The sequence below is a fragment of the Pararhodospirillum photometricum DSM 122 genome (assembly GCF_000284415.1).
Taxonomy (GTDB): domain Bacteria; phylum Pseudomonadota; class Alphaproteobacteria; order Rhodospirillales; family Rhodospirillaceae; genus Pararhodospirillum; species Pararhodospirillum photometricum.
In genome coordinates this window covers 1457334-1475648 of record NC_017059.1, presented here as the reverse complement: position 1 = coordinate 1475648, position 18315 = coordinate 1457334, and the positions used below count along the sequence as shown (strand labels likewise).

Genomic DNA, 18315 nt, shown 5'->3' with positions numbered 1-18315 from the left:
GCCGATCACCCCTTACTTGGTGATGTCGGCACCGATCCACTTCATGGAAATCTGCGACAAAGTACCGTCTTGACGCATCTCGTCAATGACCGAGGCCACCTTGGCCTTCCACTCGGGATCGCCCTTGTCCACGGCGATGGCATTGGGGTCGGCAAACAGGGGCTCGCCCACAACGCGGAATTTGTCGGGAGACTTGTCCACCCGCGGCTTGATGGTCACCATGTTGCCTACGATGCCATCCAGGCGCTTGCCACCGCCCAGGGCAAGATCCTGGAAGGCCAGTTCCTCGCTCTCGAAAGGCGTCGGGACCACGGCATCAAACGGATACTCAACCGGCTTGCCGCCCTCAATCGTCAGGTTCTTCTGGGTGTATTTTTCATACGGCGTGCCGGACTGAACGCCAATCTTCTTGCCCGAAAGATCCTTGATGCTCTGGGCAGTGGTATTGTCGGCGCTGACGACGAGAACAGCCGGGGTGTTGTAATAGGTGGTCACGAAGTCGAGAACCTCGGCGCGCTCCTTGCTCGGCGTCATCGAGCAGATGCAAACGTCCCAGCGGCCTTTCCAGTTTCCAGCGGTGATGACCTCCCAGGAGGGGGTTTCGATTTTCAAGGTCGCGCCCAGACGCTTGGCGAATTCCTTGGCGACATCCACGTCGAACCCATCCATCTCGTTCTTGTCGTTCAGGAACGAGAACGGCGGGTAGCTCTGGTCCAGCACCTGGACCAGGGTCTTGGAAGCGGTCACGCGATCAAGCGTTTCGCCAGCCTGGGCCCCACTCGCCCCCAGGACCAGAGCCAGGGCGGCGGCGGCGCCCCATCCCCATCGTGCGGTCATTTGCTTTCCCCTCGTTGTAACACACTTGCCTAATGTATAACCCGACCTACAATACGCCGTCTTCATAGCAACATTTCCTTCATCGCAACAACGGAGAACGCCCTTGGCAACGGTACGGGTGCTGGATGGTGGCATGGGTCGGGAACTCAAACGCCGGGGGGCGCCATTTCGTCAACCGGAATGGTCGGCCCTGGCGCTCCTCGAGGGGCCTGGGTTTGTGACCCTGGCGCACCAAGCTTTTCTCGAGGCGGGTGCATCGATTCTGACGACCAACAGCTATGCCGTGGTGCCCTTTCACCTGGGGCAGGAGCGCTTCGAGGCGCGCGGGACCGAGTTGGCGGCGCTGGCGGGACGTCTGGCCCGCGAGGTGGCCGATCGCGCGTCGCCGGCGGCGATCGTGGCGGGCTCCCTGCCCCCGGCCCTGGGCTCCTATCGCCCCGACCTGTTCGACGAGGCCGCCTCCATCGCCATTCACCAAAAGCTGATCGAGGGTCTTGCGCCTTTCGTGGATGTCTGGCTGGCCGAAACCCAAAGCTCCATCGCCGAGGTCAGGGCCGCGCGAACCGCCTTGGGGAACGATCCCAAGCCCTTGTGGCTGTCGTTCACCCTGGACGACGAACCCGTCGCCGGTCCGGTGCTCCGCTCGGGCGAGCCCGTGGCCGTGGCGGTCGAGGAGGCCCTGGCGTTGGGGGCGCGGGCTGTTTTGTTCAATTGCAGCCAGCCGGAGGTGATGGGCGCGGCGGTGACGACGGCGCGCGAGGAAGCCCGCAAGGCCGGTGTCTCCCTGGACCTTGGAGTCTATGCCAACGCCTTCCCCCCGACACCCAAGGACGCCAAGGCCAACGAAACCCTGGACGAACTGCGGCCCGACCTCGATCCCGCCCGCTATGCCGCCTGGGCCCAAGCCTGGGTGGACCAGGGAGCCACGATCATCGGCGGCTGCTGTGGCATCACCCCGGAACATATCAACGCCCTGGCTCGCGCTCTAAAATGACCCAGCCAAAAAAAAGGGTTTGACAATCGGGCTCCAGAACGGCACATTGCGGCCCTCGCACCGAGGCAGTGCACGGTGCCCCTGTGGTGGAACTGGTAGACGCGGCAGACTCAAAATCTGTTTCCCGCAAGGGAGTGGGAGTTCGAGTCTCCCCGGGGGCACCAATCACACACTCGATGTTGCCGAAAAAGACGGGACCTGGAAACAGGTTGCCGTCTTTTTGGCGTTTTGGGGTTTGCGGCGAGAGTTGTGAGGGCTTTATCTATAAAAATCTATTTTTGGAGATCTCTTGCGGGGGGCTCCGGGGTTCATCTTGCGAACCTGGGTGAACTGTGTCTCTATCCATAGATCGACGCTAGTAATTATCTATAATTATCGAGAGCGTCCCCTGGAATCGAGATCAAGGAGCCCTGGATGACCGCCGATCCCGCCGTTGCGCCCCCCCAGCCCGAGCCCCAGGACGGCCAGATCCGCCATGACTGGACGGTGGAGGAGATTGAGACCCTCCAAGCCCTGCCCCTCCTGGAGTTGGTGGGGCGGGCCAATGCCGTTCACCGCCGCCACCACGACCCCAATGCCATTCAGAAAGCCAGCCTGCTCAACATCAAGACCGGGGGATGCTCCGAAGATTGCGCGTACTGCCCGCAGTCGGCCCACCACCGCGATGTCGAGCTGACCCGCGAAGCCTTGATGGATCCAACCCGGGTCATCGAGCAGGCCCGCGAGGCCAAAGCGGCCGGGGCCGAGCGCTTTTGCATGGGGGCCGCGTGGCGTCAGCCGCCCGGCGGTCGCGAGTTCGAGGCGGTGCTGGCCATGGTGCGCGGGGTCGGGGCCCTGGGCCTCGAAACCTGCATGACCCTGGGGATGCTGACCGATGCCCAGGCCCAAGCCCTGGCCGAAGCCGGCCTCACCGCCTACAACCACAATCTGGACACCAGCCCCGAGTTTTACGGCAGCATCATCACCACCCGCACCTACGAAGACCGCCTGCGCACCCTTGCGGCCGTGCGCGCCGCTGGCATCGAGGTCTGCTGCGGCGGCATCATCGGCATGGGGGAAAGCCTGCGCGACCGGGCCAGTTTGATTCGGACCCTGGCCAACTTCACCCCCACCCCGACAGCGTGCCGATCAATGTCCTGGTCCCGGTGGCGGGAACCCCGCTGGCCGACCGGCCGGCCACCGATCCCCTCGACTTGGTGCGCATGATCGCCACCACCCGCCTTGCCCTGCCCGCCTCCCAGGTCCGCCTCTCGGCGGGACGGGCCAGCTTGAGCCTGGAAGCCCAGGTTTTGTGCTTTGTTGCCGGCGCTAACTCGATTTTCTTGGGGGATGCTCTGCTGACCACCCCCAACGCCGAGCTGGCGGCTGACCGCGCTTTGTTCGCGGCCCTGGCCTAAAAGGAAGACTGGGGAGGCTTGCCTCCCCAGACCCCTCCAATCCTGGGGTATCTCTCAACGCGAAGAGCCAACGGGAACGAGGGGCCTGGGGAGGCAAGCCTCCCCAGCCTTCCCTTTACGTCCTGCGCCGTCCAGGATAAGGATCATTCTCCTCCCGACCTCCTGGAGACCCCGTCATGATGCGTCTGCCCCGCGCGGCCCTGGTCGTTGGAGCCCTGCTCCTGCCTCTGGCGGCCCAGGCCCAAACCCTGGCGCCCCCCGCCCCTGTGGCCGACGGCGAGTCCCTGCCCGCCCTCCAAGGGCCCATCGCTGTCCGCGACCTCCTGCGCCTGCCCGTGCGCACCTACGGCGATGCGCCCCCCGTGGCCGTGGTGGACGACCTGCTGATCAAGGCCGATGGCACCTTGGACAAGCTCGTCTTGAGCGATGGCAGCTTCCTGCGCATGGGACTCGACGCCAAGCGGGTGGCGTTCCCGTATAGCGCCGCGACCATCGTCCCCGGCGCCGATGGCCGGGCCGCCTTCGTGCGGATCAACATCGCCAAGACCTACGGACAGGTTGTGCGCGAGTTTTTATACGCCCTGATCTCGCCGACCGATTTCGCCGTCAAGGCCCTGATCGACGCGCCCATCGCCACCTCGGACCAGCCCCAGGCCGGTCGCCTCATGAATCTTTGGCTGTCGCCGGCCGGGGAGTTGGACCGCGCGGATCTGGATATCTTCGTGGGCGGGCGTAGCGTTTCGTGGACTGTTCACGCACCTTTCCGCTCTCTGACCCTGGAGCGCGCTGATCCCGAGGAGCCCACCCGGGTTTCCACGTCACTTTCCCTGGCCAAACTGCGCGACCTTCCCGGCGAGGGACTGCCTCCGGCAAGCATGCCGGCGCCGGCTGTTCAGCCGCCCTCCTCGCTTTCTCCCCTGGCGCCGCCCAGCGGGTTTGGGACCGGGGCGCCGCTTGCGCCGCTGCCCAGTGCCGGGGGGCAGTACTGAGAGACCGAGGGGCCTGGGGAGAAAGCGCCTCCCCAGCCTTCCCTTTATCGTCGCAACAGCCCCGGCAAAAAGGTCAAGAGGGCCACGACGACCATGGACGGGCCAGCCGGGGTATCCAGCGCCAAGGACAGGGCCAGCCCGCCGCCCACCGCGATCCCCCCGAGGACCGATGCCAGTGCGGCCATGGCTTCCGGCGAGCGTGACCACGGCCGGGCGGCAGCGGCCGGAATGACCATCAAGGCCGTGATCAGCAGCACGCCCACCACCTTGAGCCCCAAGGCCACCACACTGGCCACGAGGACCATGATGAAAATATCCAAGCGGGTGGTGGGGACCCCCTCGGCGCGCGCGAGATCAGGGTCCAAGGTCGCAGCCAGCAAGGGGCGCCACGCCAGCACCAAGGCGCCGAGCATCACCGCCCCCGCCCCCCACAAGATGGCCAGATCGCCCCAACTTACCGCCAGAACATCGCCCAGCAACAAGCCCAGCAGATCCACCCGGTTGGCCATCAGGGCGACGCACACCAAGCCCAATGCCAGGGCTCCATGGGAGAAAACCCCAAGAAAGGTATCCAGCCCCAGCGACCGCCGCCGCGCCACCGTGCCCAAAAAGACGCTCAAGCCGAGCGCCACACCCAACACCCCGACCAACGGCGGGGATCCGCTCGCCACCCCGAGGGCAACACCCAGCAAGGCAGCATGGGCCATGGTGTCACCAAAATAGGCCATGCGCCGCCAGACCACAAAGCACCCTAAAGGGCCGGCGATCAGGGCCAGCCCGACACCGGCCAAGAGGGCCCGCACCAAAAAGTCGTCGATCATGAGGGATCTTGCCCGCTCAAGGGGTGATGGTGGTGGGCGTAAAGGGCCAGACTGCCGGCCCGCGGGCCAAACAAGGCCTGGAAAGCCGGCAGATCAGCCACCGCATGGGGCGGCCCGGAACAGCAGACCGTACCATTCAAGCAAGCAACCGTGTCGGTGGCAGCCATGACCACGTGCAGGTCATGCGAGATCATCAAGACGGCGCAGCCTCTTTCGGCGCGAACCCGGGCAATCAGGTCATAAAGCGCGGCCTCGCCGGCGTAGTCCACGCCCTGCACCGGTTCGTCGAGCACCAGAAGAGCGGGATCGCGCAACAAGGCGCGGGCCAAAAGGACCCGTTGAAATTCGCCGCCCGACAGCCCGGCCACCGGGGCATCGATCAGCCCGGCCACCCCGGTTTCGGTCAGGGCAGCCACAACCCGAGCGCGCGGCACGGTGCGCGGTAGCGTGGCCAAGCGGAACACCGACAAGGGTAACACCGGATCTAGGCTCAGGCGTTGGGGGACGTAACCGATGTGTTCCGAGGGCGGCCGGCGGATCCGGCCTTCGGCCACCGGCACAAGGCCAAGAACGGCTTTGACCAAGGTGGTTTTCCCCGCACCATTCGGACCAATCACACTCAGAATCTCTCCCGGATGAACACGGAGAGAAACATGGCGTAAAAGCCAACGATTTCCGATCTTTACGCCAACATCCTCAATGACGACAAGAGGCTCCGCCATCCCCGTCCCCCTGTGTTTCCCGACACCCCCGACACACCCCCGTCACCTCGACCACCGCCGCCCCCTCGGGCACGAACCGGGCCGCCCCACAGGCCTCCTCCAGGGCGTGGGCCACCCCGGGGCCGTCCAGTTCGATGACCGTGCGGCACGCCCGGCAGATCAAAAACTGAGCGGCATGCCCAGCCCCCCGGTCCCCGGCATGACACGCAACAAAGCCATTGAGGCTGGCAATCCGGTGCACCAGCCCAACCCCCATCAAGTGTTCCAAGGCACGATACACGCTCATAGGAGCCGGGCGGGAGCCCGTAGCCGCCAGGATTTCCAAGATATCGTAAGCGCCAAGAACCCGCTGGGGCTGGGCCTGCAAGACCGCCAGGACCCGTTGGCGGGCCGGCGTCAGGGATCCGGCGGCACAGGCCGCCCTGCCCGCCTCGTCCCTTGTCCGTCGCTCCATAGCCTCCTCCTGGGGTGATATAATATAACATAACATCGGGCGCCGATCGTGATAGTGTAACGGTCCTGATGTCAGACCGGGAGGATTTCTCCATGCGTTTTCGGATCGCCCTTGGACTCTTGGTGCTCGGCGTCGCCCCGGCGTGGGCCGAAGTACCCCGGGTTGCGGCCAGCATCGCCCCCGTCCAGAGTTTGGTGGCCTCGGTGATGGGCGATTTAGGGACACCAGCCCTGATCGTCTCGAGCGGCGCCTCGCCCCACGGCTATGCCCTGAAGCCTTCGCAAGCGCGCAGCCTTCAAGACGCGGCCCTGGTGGTGTGGGTGGGACCTGCCCTGGAGACCTTTTTGGTGGCGCCGCTGGAGCGCCTGAGTCCGCAAGCCAAGCGCTTGGCCCTGACAAGCCTGCCCGGGGTGCGCCTCTTGCCCTTGCGCCAGGGAGGCGACTGGGAGCCCCATGACCATGAGCATGACCATGAGACGGGCGCGGCGGACCATGAGGAGCATGACCACGACGACGATCATGACCACGAAGCGGGCGGCATTGACCCACACCTGTGGTTGGATCCGACCAACGCCCAGGTTTTGGTGGGGGCGGTCGCGGACGCCCTGGCCGATCTGGACCCCGAGCACGCCCCAACCTATCGGGCCAATGCCGCCGCCACAAAAACCCGTCTGGAAGGCCTGGATCGGGCGTTGCAGGAGCGGCTGGCGCCGGTCCGKGGTCGGTCGTTTTTGGTGTTTCACGACGGCTATCAATACCTGGAAGCGCGCTATGGCCTGACCGGCGTTGGAGCGATCACCCTGCACCCGGAAACACCGCCCGGAGCGCAGCGCATGCGTCAGATCCGCGAGCGCCTTAAAACCCAGGGGGTCGCCTGCATTTTTGCCGAGCCCCAGTTTTCGCCGGCCATGGTGCACACGGTCGCCGAGGGCACCCCGGCCCACACCAGCACCTTAGATCCCCTCGGAGCGGCCCATCCCCCGGGTCCCGCCCTGTATGAGCAAACCCTGAACGATCTCGGCCGCGCTCTTGCCGAGTGCTTGACGCCATAGAACGCCGGGGCCTCACCCGCGTTTCCTCCTATTGCGTCCAGGGCCGTCGCCCCCGCGCCTCGGCCACGGTTTCCACCCGGACGTGGCCGTCATGGGCAATCCACAGGGCATGGCTGCCKTTTTCCCGCAACGCGGCGGCATCAATGAACAGGCCGGGGCSCACGACGCGAACCTCGCCAGTTCGCGGGAGCTGGAGGGTGAGGGTCCCGCGCTGATACAGGCACAGGGTGGGCGTACAGTCGAGGGGGCCGAGCCGGCCAGCCCGGGGAAAGGGGATCTGAGCCCCGCCATAGGTTTCGGCCCACACCATGCGGGTGAAACGTTCGCGGCGGCGGTCATTGATCAGATAGCCGCCCTCTCCCCGGACCGCGACCAGATACCCCCCTTCCCCCACCAGAACGTCAGGCGGGGGGAGAAAGAAAGGAAACGCAACGCCAAAAGCGATCGGAATCACCCCCGCCCAGCGCCAGGACCGCTGCCATAGGCACAACCAGAGGGCCCCCAAGGCCGCCACCCCCAAGGCCCAGGCGGGCCCGGAAGGAACGCTCATCACGGCCCCAGGCCACGCAGCCACCGTCTTGGCAACGCTCACGGTCACGCCCAGCCCCCACCCCATGGCGGTGACCGCCAGTTTTTCCAGGCCAAAGGGCATGAGGAGCATGGCGGCAACCCCCCAGGGCATGACCCAAAAACTGGTGACAGGAACCCCGATCATGTTGGCTGGAAGGCCATAGAGGGCGACGCGATGGAAGTGGTGGGCGGCAAAGGGGGTGGAGGCCAGGGTCCCGACCGCCGAGGAGGCGATCACCCCTGCCGCGTAAATCACGCCAACCCGCCAAACGCCGCCAGCCCGTCGCCACGTCAAAAGGCGGGGGGTGAGGGCACTGAAGAGAGCGATCAACCCGAGAACGGCGCCAAAGGACATCTGGAACGAAGGTCCCAGCAAGGACAACGGGGCAAAAGCCAGGACCGCCAGGGCGGTAACGGCCAGGGTCCGCAGGGATAGCGCCGTGCGATCGACCAAAACGGCCAGCATGAGCAGAGAGACCATGAGAAAGGACCGCTGGGCCGGAACCTCGGCACCCGACAACCCCAAATAAAAAAGGCAACTGGCCAGGGCAATGAGCGCCGCCAGCTTTTTGATCGGCCAGCGCAGGGCCACCCACGGCCACAGGGACAATCCGGCCCGCACCACGACAAACACCAAGCCCCCGGCCAGAGTCATGTTCAAGCCGGAGATGGCCAGGATATGGGCGAGCCCGGCGTCGCGATAGGCCTGCATGACCTCCTGGGGAATGGCACGGGTATCGCCGGTCAGCATAGCAGCGGCCAGGGGGCCGGTTTCGGACGTTCCCGCGGCAATCAGGCGGGCGGTGACGCGGGCCCGCAGCGCCTCAAGGTCGAGGGCAAACCGCTCGACCCCGAAGGCTGCCGGCGCTGAACGGGCGCGCAGAGGACCCAGGGCAACCCCCACGGCGCCGATCTCCTTGAACCACAGGGCTCGCGCCAAATCATACCCCCCGGGGACCACCGGACGTGGAGGGGGGGTCAAGCGGGCAAACGTGGCCACGCGCAGGCCAGGGACCGGAGCCACGCTGTCAGTGACCCGAGCCTGAGCCCGCAAACGCAGGCGGGCCGGGGTCTGGTCGGGGGGCAGGCCCTTGATCCAGAGGTCGTCCAGGACAACGCGCCAGCCCCGCTCCAGGGGTTCGACGGAACGGACCCGCCCCTCCACCCCCACCGGCCCCAGAGGGGAGGACAAGACAGGAGCGCCGAGCATCACGGTCGCGGCCTGGGCAAGAAAGGCCCCCGCGGCACCGATGGCCAGCGCCCCGAGAAGGATGCGCACGCCATCCCCGGCCCAACGGCGGGCCCCCAGGGAAAGAAGCAACACACTCCCGAGGCTGGCGGCGAGCACGCCGGGAGGGGGCTCGCTGGGCAAGGCGAAGTAGCCGGCAATGCCTCCGCCAAAAACAACGGGCGCCCAGAGGACCAGGGAGCCCGGCTCACGCTCCAGGAGACGGGCCAGCCAGGAAGGTGGAGGGTCGGGAAGGCGAGCGCTGTCATCCCAGGGGTCCGGGGCTGGAAGGGAGGGGGGTTTGATGCTCATGATGCCTCCCTGCCGCTGGCCCCTTCCGGCGCGGTCATGCTAAAAAACGCCTCAGTCGATCTTCCGACCATAAAGCAAACTGAGTCTCTCCATGACCGTTGTCACTCGTTTCGCGCCCTCGCCGACCGGCTTCCTGCACATCGGAGGCGCGCGCACCGCCTTGTTCAACTGGCTTTTCGCCCGACACCACGGCGGCCGTTTTCTGTTGCGCATTGAGGATACCGACCGGGCCCGGTCCACACCGGAAGCGGTTGCGGCCATTCTTGACGGGCTGGCCTGGATGGGCATCGACTGGGAGGGCGAGCCGGTCTACCAGTTTGCCCGCGCCGCCCGCCACGTCGAGGCGGCCCTGTCGCTGGTCGAAAAAGGGCTGGCCTATCGCTGCTATTGCACGGCGGATGAGCTGACCGCCATGCGCGAGGACCTCAAGGCCCGGGGCCTGCCGCCGCGCTATGACGGGCGCTGGCGCGACCGTGATCCCGCCGATGCTCCGGTGGGGGTGGCGCCGGTGATTCGCCTCAAGGCGCCCCAAAGCGGCGAAACGGTCATCGACGATCTCGTGCAAGGCACGGTCACCGTGGCCAACAGCCAGCTTGACGACATGATCTTGCTGCGCAGCGATGGCACGCCCACCTACATGCTTTCTGTGGTTGTGGACGACCATGACATGGGCATCACCCATGTGATTCGCGGGGACGACCATCTGACCAATGCCTTCCGCCAGACCCAGCTTTACCGGGCCCTGGGATGGGAGGTTCCGCGCTTTGCCCACATTCCGCTGATCCATGGGCCGGACGGCGCCAAGCTGTCCAAGCGCCATGGCGCGTTGGGGGCGGATGCGTATCGTGACATGGGCTTCCTGCCCGAAGCCTTGCGCAATTATCTGACGCGTCTGGGCTGGGCCCATGGCGATGCCGAGATCTTTTCCAGCGATCAGGCGGCCGAGTGGTTCACCCTGGACGGCGTGGGGCGCTCCCCGGCCCGCTTTGATCTCCAGAAGCTGACGGCACTCAACGCTCACTATATCCGCGAGGCGACCCCGGCCACCTTGGTGGCACCGACCGTGGCGCGTCTCGAAAGCACGGGACTGTCGGTGGACACGCAAGGCCAGCGGCGCTTGGCGCTGGGGATGGCCGGTTTACGCGATCGGGCCAAGACCTTGGTCGAGTTGGCGCAGTCGGCGGCCTTTTATGTGCGCTCGATCCCCCTGCCCTATGATGCCAAGGCGCGTGCCGCGGTGACCGGCGACGGCGGGGCCTTGCTGGCGGAGTTGCGCGCAGCCCTGGCCGGCGTGGAGACGTGGACGCGGGACGCCCTGGAGGCCCTGGCCCGGACGCAATCGGAAAGTCGCAGTGTAAAGCTGGGCCAGATTGCCCAACCGATTCGCGCCGCCCTCACCGGTTCGACCGTGTCGCCGCCGGTGTTCGAGGTCATGGAAGTGCTGGGACAGACGGAGACTTTGGCCCGACTCGATGCCGCCCTGGCGGGACGTTGGCAGGAGGCCGCGACGGGCCAGTGAGGCTTCGCTGGGAAAATATCCTTGCGTGGGGGGCGGAAAAGAAAGCCCCCCAAAGCCCGACCTTGGTGTAAGGTGGGGCTTAAGGGGGGTCCGCCTGGGGACGGGGATCGCTGATCCACCCTTTTGCCGTGGGCCGTCATGCCCGGGATCAGGGACGCCTGCCCTTCCACCGCGGCAGACCTTGGCACGATGCCTTTTCGGGGATCGGGTTCGGGAATGCGCAAGACTGGGGAATGAGCCGATGACCGACACCAAAAACTCGGTGACGATGATCGACAATCGCACCGGAAAGACGTTTAATTTTCCAATTCTGCACGGGACTGATGGTCCTGACGTCGTCGATATTCGCAAGTTTTACGGCGAAACCGGCATGTTTACCTACGATCCCGGCTATATGTCCACCGGGAGCTGTTCTTCAGCCATCACCTACATTGATGGCGACGCGGGGATTTTGCGCTATCGCGGCTACGACATAGCCGAACTGGCCGAGCACTGTGACTTCATGGAAGTCGCCTACCTCCTGCTCCGGGGGGATCTCCCCAATGCCAAGGAGAAAACCGACTTCCAGTGGACCATTTCGCATCACACCATGGTCCACGAACAGCTCCATAAATTCGTGGACGGCTTCCGCCGTGACGCCCATCCCATGGCCATCATGTGCGGCGTTGTCGGAGCCCTGTCGGCGTTCTATCACGACTCAATCGACATTACCGATGCCCACCAGCGCATGATCGCCCAGCACCGGCTGGTCGCAAAGATGCCTACCATCGCCGCCTGGGCCTACAAATACTCCCAAGGTCAGCCCTTCAGCTACCCGCGCAACAAACTGACTTATGCCGAAAACTTCCTGCACATGATGTTCAGCACCCCGTGCGAGGAGTACGAGGTCAACCCGGTCCTGGCCCGCGCCATGGACCGCATCTTGATTTTGCACGCCGACCACGAACAAAACGCCTCGACCTCGACCGTGCGTCTGGCCGGGTCGTCGGGCGCCAATCCGTTTGCCTGTATCGCGGCGGGCATTGCCTCGCTGTGGGGACCGGCGCATGGCGGGGCCAATGAAGCCGTGCTGAACATGCTCAACCAGATTGGCACGCCGGATCGCGTCGGCGAGTTCGTCAAGCGGGCCAAGAACAAGGACGACTCCTTCCGTCTGATGGGCTTTGGCCACCGCGTTTACAAAAACTACGACCCCCGCGCCAAGCTCATGGCCAGAACCTGCCACGAGGTGCTCAATGAGCTGGGGTGCAAGGACGAGCCGCTTCTGAAAATTGCTATGGAGCTTGAGAGGATCGCCCTAGAGGACGATTATTTCATCGAAAAGAAGCTCTACCCCAATGTAGATTTTTATTCTGGAATTGTCTTCCGGGCCATGGGCATTCCCACCACCATGTTCACCTGCCTGTTCGCCCTGGCGCGGACAGTGGGATGGATCAGTCAGTGGAAGGAAATGATCGAGGATCCCGACCAGAAGATTGGCCGTCCGCGCCAGTTGTACCAAGGCGCCCAGGCCCGGCCGTTCCTCTCCATGGAGCAGCGCGTTTAAGCGATCCCGGAGCAACAAGAAGATAAGGCTGGGGAGGCTTGCCTCCCCAGATCCGTTGGTCTTTTTGTTCTCAGGCCAAGGTGACGGTGCGCGGGCTCACTCCCAGACCCCGGGCCAGCCGCTCCAGGCGCTTGGCGAAAACCTCGGGCTGGTAAATGGGATCGTGTCCCGGAACATGCAGGGTCAGGGCCCCGTCTTGCAAGGTCAGGGCCGTGCGGGAGATCAGACCAGGCGCCCCTCCACTCACCGCATAGCCCAAGCGCAGGGCGTGGCCGATGGTGCGCACACGACTCAAGGTCGCCGAGTCCAGCAGTTTTTCCGCCCGGTCCACCCAATCATCCCCGGGATCGCTGGTGTAGCGATGGCGCACGGCCAAGGCCAGACAGGCGCGGTCGGTGTGGCTCAGACCCATGAACGGCATTTTGAGCACCCGATGAAAGGCCTGATCGGCGCGGTAATCGGGGTGCTCGGACCAGAAGACATCCCCAATCAAGCAGGTAGCAAGGCGCAGCCGGCTGTCCCTCTGGCTCTCGCCGAGAAACAGGGGAGCCATCCAGGCAAACAACTCTCGCCCCTGACCAGGGAACCGCCCGGCGGCCCGGGCCAGAGCCTCGCAGGCGCTGATCAGCGGATCTTGGGTTTGAACCTCAGGAGGCAGGGTTTGAAAAAACCGCCCTTCCCGCATGCCATAAACGGAAAAGACCAGATGGTCGGGCCGCGCTTCTTGCAACAAGCGTTCCAGGAGGACGGTGGCGATGGTCAGATGAGGCACACGCTTGCGGCTGATCCCGTCAATGCCTTCTAGAGCCTTGCGCGGCAAGCGGGCAATCAGGTCAAACAGCCGCAGGGCCTCGTCGTACGGCAGTGAAAAATTATCAAGCACGTGCAAGGGATAGCCGATCTGCTCGATACACACCCGAGCCAAGGTGCGCCACGCGCCCCCCACGGCATACAAGGACCGGCCCCGGCACTGGGAGAGCCAGGGCAGCCGCAACAGATGATCATCAATGATCTCACACGCCCGGGCCCGATCGTTGCCCGAGGCTTCGGACAAGCGCAACACGCCAAGCGGCATGGTGGTATACTGATCAAAATGACCGTCGTGGACCATGACCAGTTCCAACGAGCCGCCGCCGAGATCGGCAACCATGCCGTTGGCGTCGGGCAGCCCGCACAACACCCCAAGGGCGGCCATGCGCGCCTCGTCCTCGCCGCTTAGAACGGTGACGGGATGGCCGGTGGCCGCCTCGATCTCGGCGACGAAGGCCGGACCGTCCCAGGCATCGCGGATGGCGGCGGTCGCCACCAGATCCAAAGTGCCGACCCCCATCGCCTCGGCCAAGCGAGCGTAGCGCGATACGGCCGCCAGGGCCAACCCCTTCCCTTCGGGATTGAGCAGCTCCGAGGCCCCCAGGCCCCGCCCCAGGCCGCAGGTGGCCTTTTCATTGAGAAGGGGTAAAGGTGTCCGTCCGGTGCCGCGATAGACCACCAGACGCACCGAGTTCGAGCCGATATCGACGACCCCGAGTGGGGGGGCCTCCGCCTCCAAGACAGAGGCCGTCGTAACCGGCGGGGTGGGCGAAAAACACGTCGCCATGCGTTCAGCCTCGTGGATTGAAAACAAGAGAGGGCACGGCCTTTTCCGGTCCCGTCAAGGCCGAGCCACGCCCGGAGAGGCTGGGATTGGTCATGAAGTAGGTGTGGGCTGAGAAAGCGTCATCCCCCGCCACCACACGCAGGAACTCGCCCTCGGCCGTCAAATACCAGGACTGGGCCCGGTCGTTGAGATTGGCCACCATGATCTGCTCGACCACCTGGGCCTTCACGGTGGGGTTTTCAATGGGCACCAAAGTTTCCACCCGCCTCTCCAGGTTCCGGGGCATCCAGTCCGCCGACGAGATGTAGACCAGGGCATTGGGTCCCGGCAACGGTTCCCCGTTGCCAAAGCAGGCGATACGTGAATGCTCCAAAAAGCGCCCGACAATGGATTTCACCCGGATGTTCTCGGACAAGCCCGGCACTCCGGGCCGCAGGCAGCAAATCCCCCGCACCACCAAATCGATCTGCACCCCCTCCCCCGAGGCCCGGTAGAGGGCATCGATCAGGTCGGCGTCCACCAAGGAGTTGACCTTGGCCCAGATGGTGCCAGGCCGTCCGGCCCGTGCATGGGCGGCCTCGGCGGCGATGCGTTCCATCAGCGTTTCTTTGAGGCCCAGGGGGGCAACTCGCAGCTTTTCCATGCGCTCGGGTGTCGCGTAGCCCGTCATGTAATTAAAGGCTCGGGCCGCATCTTGGCAGAGATCGGGATCGGCAGTAAAGAAGGACAAGTCGGTATAAATTTTGGCGGTGATGGGGTGATAATTACCCGTACCAAAATGAACATAAGGCCGAAGCTCCCCGCTCTCCCGGCGAATGACCATGGAGATCTTGGCGTGCGTCTTGAGGTCCATGAAGCCATAGACCACGTTCGCTCCGGCCCGTTCCAGGTCACGGGCCCAGCGAATATTGGCTTCCTCGTCGAAGCGGGCCTTGAGCTCGACCATGGCCGTCACCGACTTGCCGGCCTCCGCCGCTTCGATCAGCGCCGCCACGATGGGCGAGTTGTTGGAGGTCCGATATAGGGTCTGCTTGATGGACAAGACGTTGGGGTCACGCGCTGCTTGGCGCAGGAACTGCACCACTACGTCGAAGGACTCGTAAGGATGATGGACAATGATGTCCTTCTTGCGGATCGCGGCGAAGCAATCGCCGCCAAAGTCACGGATGCGTTCGGGAAAACGCGCGGTAAACGGCGGGAACTGAAGGTCAGGACGATCATCGGTGATCAGTTGCTTTAAGTCGGCCAGTCCAATGGGACCCTTGACCTTGAAGAGATCTTCTTCGGCCACGTCCATCTCGTCACAGATCATCTTGACCAGATCTTCAGGCATATCGGCATTCAAGGTCAGGCGGATGCAATGGCCGCGCCGCCGCCGCTTGAGGGCGGACTCAAAGCTCATCACCAAATCCTCCGCCTCTTCATCCACGTCCATGACCGAATCGCGGATCACCCGGAAATGCCCCCCCTGGCTGACCTTGAAGCCGGGGAACAGCCGATCAAGGAACAGGCTGACCATATCCTCAAGAAATACGAAACGAATCTCCCGTCGATCCTCGCCCGGCAACCGAATGAAGCGCGACACGTGGTTGGGTAGCGGTACGAGCGCCCGCAAGGAGGCGTGATCGCTCAGGCGCACCAAGTGCAACACCAAGGCGTGCCCAAGATTGGGAATGAACGGAAAGGGATGGGCCGGATCAATGGCCAGCGGGGTCAGCACCGGGAAGACCTGCTGACGAAAAAACGCCTCGATCCACGCCCGCTCCTCTGGGCTCAGGTCATCCAGACTGAGCACCGACACCCCGGCCTGAGCCATCTCGTGGCGCAAATCGGTCCAGGCGTCTTGCTGCTCCTCCAGAAGACGCCGCGCCATGCGATTGATGGCGGCCAATTGTTGGGCGGGGGTCAGGCCATCGGGACTGACCTGCTTGACCCCGGCCGAGACCTGTCCCTTCAACCCGGCGACCCGTACCATATAGAATTCGTCAAGGTTCGAGCCAGAAATGGACAAGAAGCGCACCCGCTCCATCAGCGGATGACGCGGATTGCGCGCCTCCTCCATCACCCGGAAATTGAAGCCCAGCCAGGACTGTTCGCGATTGATGAAGCGCTCGGGCATGTCCAGGGTAAAGGTCCGCTCAAACGCGGCAACGGGGCGGGCTCCCGGGCGGGGGCTGGCGTCCGGCGCGGCCGGGGGCGCAACAGTGGTCATGGCTGGCCTTCCTTCCTGAACCTTGCGAAGATGGCAGCGCAGGAGCGCCCCATCGACAAACGGAGCCGTTTGTACGACACCAAAGGGGTGCCTGGAAAGTTACCCGCCCCGAGCCGGATCTTCTTTCATGATTATGAAACGTTTGCTGCTGTTGCGCCATGCCAAGTCCGACTGGAGTCAGGCGGGACAAGATGATATCGACCGCGCCCTGGCGCCTCGGGGCACGGCGGCGGCCGAGCGCATGGCGGCGGTGGTGGGGGCGGGACCGCTGGACGCGGTCTTGTGTTCTCCGGCGAGGCGCGCCCGCGAAACCCTGGCGCTGGTCCGGCCGGCCTTGCCAGCGGACCTCCCCATTCTCGAGGAACCGGGCCTTTATGTCTTTGAACCCGACCCCTTGCTCGCCCATCTGCGAGCCCTGCCCGAGGCGTACACGTCGGTGTTGGTGGTCGGCCACAACCCGGCGCTGGAGCGCGTCGCCTTGACCTTGGCCGGCCCCAACAGCGCGCCCGCAGCCCTGGCCCTGCTGCGCCACAAGTTCCCCACCGCGGCGCTGGCCGAGATCCACACCGCGGGGCCGTGGACCGCGCTTGCCCCCTTGCGCGCCCACCTCGTTGCCTTCACCCGCCCGCGCGACCTGCCCTCATCGTGACCGAGGGGGCTGGGGAGGCAAGCCTCCCCAGCCTTTTCCTTGTGCCGCTCCGCTCACGCGACGAGCACCGCCCCCTTGCCCTGCAAATGGGACAGGAACGCCCGACCAATGGCGGGAAAATCCGGCCCTCCCGGCACCGCCGGAACCGGACTCATCATGGAGGTCAGCAGCCGCAACCGGGCTTCGGGGGCCGCGACCTGAGCAGCGCGCAGCCCCGCCAGCAAATCCTCCACCGTGCTCTTCACACAATGGGACAACGCCTCGCCGGCAATGGCAATTTCGTTGTAGGCTGCTAGCGCTTGCGCAGCGCGACGCCCTGCGGCGGTCCCCTCGGGATCTTGCGGATCCTCGACCTCGCAGCCAAAGGCGCTATAGTGCTCGACGCGGGGATTGAGCCCCTTGATGAGCCACCTGACAGCGCGATGCTGGCGACGCTGCCAGTCCAGAAGGGCGCGGGCCACTTCGGGGTGGACCTGATGGCCAGGCGTCCCGACAAGGCAGTGTTCGGGCCAAACCATATGGGTATAGCGCCCCGCCGCTTCGAGCCTTTCCAAATAGGACACCACCCACGCCGTCAACTCAGGATCGGCGGGTCCCCACTCCCCGCGTGCAACGGCCTCTCGGGTGACAAGGGTGAACGGCGCGGGCGGATGCCCTTCGGCATCTTGCCAAAAAGACGGATGCCCGATGTCGTAGGCACCGTGGCTATCAAGGGTCACGGCGATCGCCTCATAGCGATCCCCTTCGGCATCAAGATGTCGGGCGAGCCGCTCCATATCGCCCCAGGCGCCGGGGACGGCCAGGGCCCCGGCGGCGGGGCCGTCACAAAAATCGCATTGAGGATCGATGATCAGCAAACAGGCGCTCATGGCGGGACATCCCTCGGGCGAACAGGGGGGGAGAAGACGGTTGTACCGATCTCGCCTCACCCCCGCAACCTGCTCAAACCATCCCGATCCCTCGGGGCTTGCCGCTCGAATAAAGCCAGACGGTCTGTAAGCCGGGTTCTGTCCGCTCCGGCACGCCGGAGGGGATGGCCATTCATCTGGGACGCCCGTCGCCGGACGCCTCGCGCGATACTACCCGGACGGCGGCCCGGAAAACGCTGCCTGTGCCACCCCGAAAGGCAAGCACGTGCCGTCCCTATTCGATCTTGCTCCCGGTGGGGTTTACCATGCCGCCCCCGTTGCCGGGGCCGCGGTGCGCTTTTACCGCACCCTTTCACCCTTGCCGACCCTGTAGGCCGGCGGTCTGCTCTCTGTGGCACTTTCCCTGKGGTCGCCCCCGCCGGGCGTTACCCGGCACCGTGTTTCCGTGGAGCCCGGACTTTCCTCCCCGCCCAAGGGCGAAGCGGCCATCCGACCGTCTGGCCGGGTGGTTATAGGGGCAGAGAACAGGCAGAGCAAGAAAAAGCGC

The 18315-nt window shown here is 64.8% G+C and carries 16 protein-coding genes, 1 tRNA gene and 1 other RNA gene; 9 read left to right on the top strand and 9 right to left on the bottom strand.

Translation table 11 applies throughout. The features are described 5' to 3' along the window. Positions 1-12: 12 nt before the first annotated feature. On the bottom strand, positions 13-837 hold the full coding sequence (locus RSPPHO_RS06455; RefSeq protein ID WP_051013730.1) for a transporter substrate-binding domain-containing protein: 825 nt from the start codon (positions 835-837) through the stop codon (positions 13-15). A gap of 103 nt (positions 838-940) precedes the next feature. On the opposite strand from RSPPHO_RS06455, the gene RSPPHO_RS06450 reads away from it, so the two are divergent. The 5 genes from RSPPHO_RS06450 (at position 941) to RSPPHO_RS06435 (ending at position 4217) form a co-directional block, all read left to right on the top strand. Then, on the top strand, positions 941-1831 hold the full coding sequence (locus tag RSPPHO_RS06450) for a homocysteine S-methyltransferase family protein (RefSeq protein WP_014414458.1): 891 nt from the start codon (positions 941-943) through the stop codon (positions 1829-1831). 77 nt (positions 1832-1908) lie between these two features. After that, a tRNA-Leu gene (locus RSPPHO_RS06445) sits at positions 1909-1995 on the top strand. A 250-nt stretch (positions 1996-2245) separates the two neighbouring features. Beyond that, complete coding sequence (gene bioB / locus RSPPHO_RS06440; protein WP_014414457.1) at positions 2246-3037, top strand: biotin synthase BioB; 792 nt, start codon at positions 2246-2248, stop codon at positions 3035-3037. Then, positions 2977-3228 (top strand): biotin synthase BioB, encoded by a 252-nt coding sequence (locus RSPPHO_RS21910; RefSeq protein WP_422610583.1) that lies wholly within the window; start codon positions 2977-2979, stop codon positions 3226-3228. The genes bioB and RSPPHO_RS21910 overlap by 61 nt, the downstream gene beginning before the upstream one ends. Before the next feature lie 176 nt (positions 3229-3404). Continuing rightward, positions 3405-4217, top strand: coding sequence for a hypothetical protein (locus tag RSPPHO_RS06435; protein ID WP_014414455.1), 813 nt, complete (start codon positions 3405-3407; stop codon positions 4215-4217). 44 nt (positions 4218-4261) lie between these two features. Here RSPPHO_RS06435 and RSPPHO_RS06430 read toward each other — a convergent pair whose 3' ends face one another. From RSPPHO_RS06430 to RSPPHO_RS06420, 3 genes are read right to left on the bottom strand one after another with little or no spacing between them, the layout of a single operon-like run. Beyond that, complete coding sequence (locus RSPPHO_RS06430; RefSeq protein ID WP_014414454.1) at positions 4262-5038, bottom strand: metal ABC transporter permease; 777 nt, start codon at positions 5036-5038, stop codon at positions 4262-4264. Further along, complete coding sequence (locus tag RSPPHO_RS06425) at positions 5035-5760, bottom strand: ATP-binding cassette domain-containing protein (RefSeq protein ID WP_014414453.1); 726 nt, start codon at positions 5758-5760, stop codon at positions 5035-5037. Before RSPPHO_RS06425 ends, RSPPHO_RS06430 begins: the two co-directional genes overlap by 4 nt. Further along, positions 5735-6214 carry a Fur family transcriptional regulator gene (locus RSPPHO_RS06420; protein WP_051013728.1) on the bottom strand — a complete coding sequence of 160 codons (480 nt, stop codon included), beginning with the start codon at positions 6212-6214 and terminating at the stop codon, positions 5735-5737. Before RSPPHO_RS06420 ends, RSPPHO_RS06425 begins: the two co-directional genes overlap by 26 nt. A gap of 92 nt (positions 6215-6306) precedes the next feature. Here RSPPHO_RS06420 and RSPPHO_RS06415 point away from each other — a divergent pair, with 92 nt between their 5' ends. Next, a complete protein-coding gene (locus RSPPHO_RS06415) occupies positions 6307-7266 on the top strand; it encodes a zinc ABC transporter substrate-binding protein (protein WP_157879113.1) in 960 nt (319 codons plus the stop codon). 28 nt (positions 7267-7294) lie between these two features. On the opposite strand, the gene RSPPHO_RS06410 is transcribed toward RSPPHO_RS06415, so the two are convergent. Then, entirely contained in the window at positions 7295-9376 is a 2082-nt protein-coding gene (locus tag RSPPHO_RS06410) for a ComEC/Rec2 family competence protein (RefSeq protein ID WP_014414451.1), read from the bottom strand. 91 nt (positions 9377-9467) lie between these two features. Here RSPPHO_RS06410 and gltX point away from each other — a divergent pair, with 91 nt between their 5' ends. Together gltX and gltA are read left to right on the top strand one after the other, a co-directional pair. Beyond that, positions 9468-10895, top strand: coding sequence for a glutamate--tRNA ligase (gltX, locus tag RSPPHO_RS06405; protein WP_014414450.1), 1428 nt, complete (start codon positions 9468-9470; stop codon positions 10893-10895). Between the two features lie 241 nt (positions 10896-11136). Further along, positions 11137-12441, top strand: coding sequence for a citrate synthase (gene gltA, locus RSPPHO_RS06400; protein ID WP_041794660.1), 1305 nt, complete (start codon positions 11137-11139; stop codon positions 12439-12441). 70 nt (positions 12442-12511) lie between these two features. Here the strand turns inward: gltA and RSPPHO_RS06395 are convergent, their stop codons facing one another. Beyond that, complete coding sequence (locus RSPPHO_RS06395) at positions 12512-14038, bottom strand: Ppx/GppA family phosphatase (RefSeq protein ID WP_081581666.1); 1527 nt, start codon at positions 14036-14038, stop codon at positions 12512-12514. A 4-nt stretch (positions 14039-14042) separates the two neighbouring features. Beyond that, positions 14043-16250, bottom strand: coding sequence for an RNA degradosome polyphosphate kinase (locus RSPPHO_RS06390; protein ID WP_014414447.1), 2208 nt, complete (start codon positions 16248-16250; stop codon positions 14043-14045). A gap of 127 nt (positions 16251-16377) precedes the next feature. On the opposite strand from RSPPHO_RS06390, the gene RSPPHO_RS06385 reads away from it, so the two are divergent. Further along, positions 16378-16899, top strand: a complete 522-nt coding sequence (locus RSPPHO_RS06385; protein ID WP_242390583.1) for a SixA phosphatase family protein — start codon at positions 16378-16380, stop codon at positions 16897-16899. A gap of 53 nt (positions 16900-16952) precedes the next feature. Here RSPPHO_RS06385 and RSPPHO_RS06380 read toward each other — a convergent pair whose 3' ends face one another. Together RSPPHO_RS06380 and rnpB are read right to left on the bottom strand one after the other, a co-directional pair. Further along, positions 16953-17768 carry a cysteine hydrolase family protein gene (locus RSPPHO_RS06380; protein WP_041794659.1) on the bottom strand — a complete coding sequence of 272 codons (816 nt, stop codon included), beginning with the start codon at positions 17766-17768 and terminating at the stop codon, positions 16953-16955. Positions 17769-17879: 111 nt separating this feature from the next. Next, positions 17880-18269: RNase P RNA component class A (gene rnpB, locus RSPPHO_RS18265), an RNA gene on the bottom strand. Between the last annotated feature and the right edge of the window lie 46 nt (positions 18270-18315).

What these genes read in the sequence shown, in the direction of transcription:
- RSPPHO_RS06420 (WP_051013728.1), bottom strand. Translation starts at nt 6,214, where the DNA reads ATGGAGCGACGGACAAGGGACGAGGCGGGCAGGGCGGCCTGTGCCGCC.
- RSPPHO_RS06380 (WP_041794659.1), bottom strand. Translation starts at nt 17,768, where the DNA reads ATGAGCGCCTGTTTGCTGATCATCGATCCTCAATGCGATTTTTGTGAC.
- gltA (WP_041794660.1), top strand. Translation starts at nt 11,137, where the DNA reads ATGACCGACACCAAAAACTCGGTGACGATGATCGACAATCGCACCGGA.
- bioB (WP_014414457.1), top strand. Translation starts at nt 2,246, where the DNA reads ATGACCGCCGATCCCGCCGTTGCGCCCCCCCAGCCCGAGCCCCAGGAC.
- RSPPHO_RS06390 (WP_014414447.1), bottom strand. Translation starts at nt 16,250, where the DNA reads ATGACCACTGTTGCGCCCCCGGCCGCGCCGGACGCCAGCCCCCGCCCG.
- RSPPHO_RS06395 (WP_081581666.1), bottom strand. Translation starts at nt 14,038, where the DNA reads ATGGCGACGTGTTTTTCGCCCACCCCGCCGGTTACGACGGCCTCTGTC.
- RSPPHO_RS06455 (WP_051013730.1), bottom strand. Translation starts at nt 837, where the DNA reads ATGACCGCACGATGGGGATGGGGCGCCGCCGCCGCCCTGGCTCTGGTC.
- RSPPHO_RS06425 (WP_014414453.1), bottom strand. Translation starts at nt 5,760, where the DNA reads ATGGCGGAGCCTCTTGTCGTCATTGAGGATGTTGGCGTAAAGATCGGA.
- RSPPHO_RS06385 (WP_242390583.1), top strand. Translation starts at nt 16,378, where the DNA reads ATGATTATGAAACGTTTGCTGCTGTTGCGCCATGCCAAGTCCGACTGG.
- RSPPHO_RS06430 (WP_014414454.1), bottom strand. Translation starts at nt 5,038, where the DNA reads ATGATCGACGACTTTTTGGTGCGGGCCCTCTTGGCCGGTGTCGGGCTG.
- RSPPHO_RS06435 (WP_014414455.1), top strand. Translation starts at nt 3,405, where the DNA reads ATGATGCGTCTGCCCCGCGCGGCCCTGGTCGTTGGAGCCCTGCTCCTG.
- gltX (WP_014414450.1), top strand. Translation starts at nt 9,468, where the DNA reads ATGACCGTTGTCACTCGTTTCGCGCCCTCGCCGACCGGCTTCCTGCAC.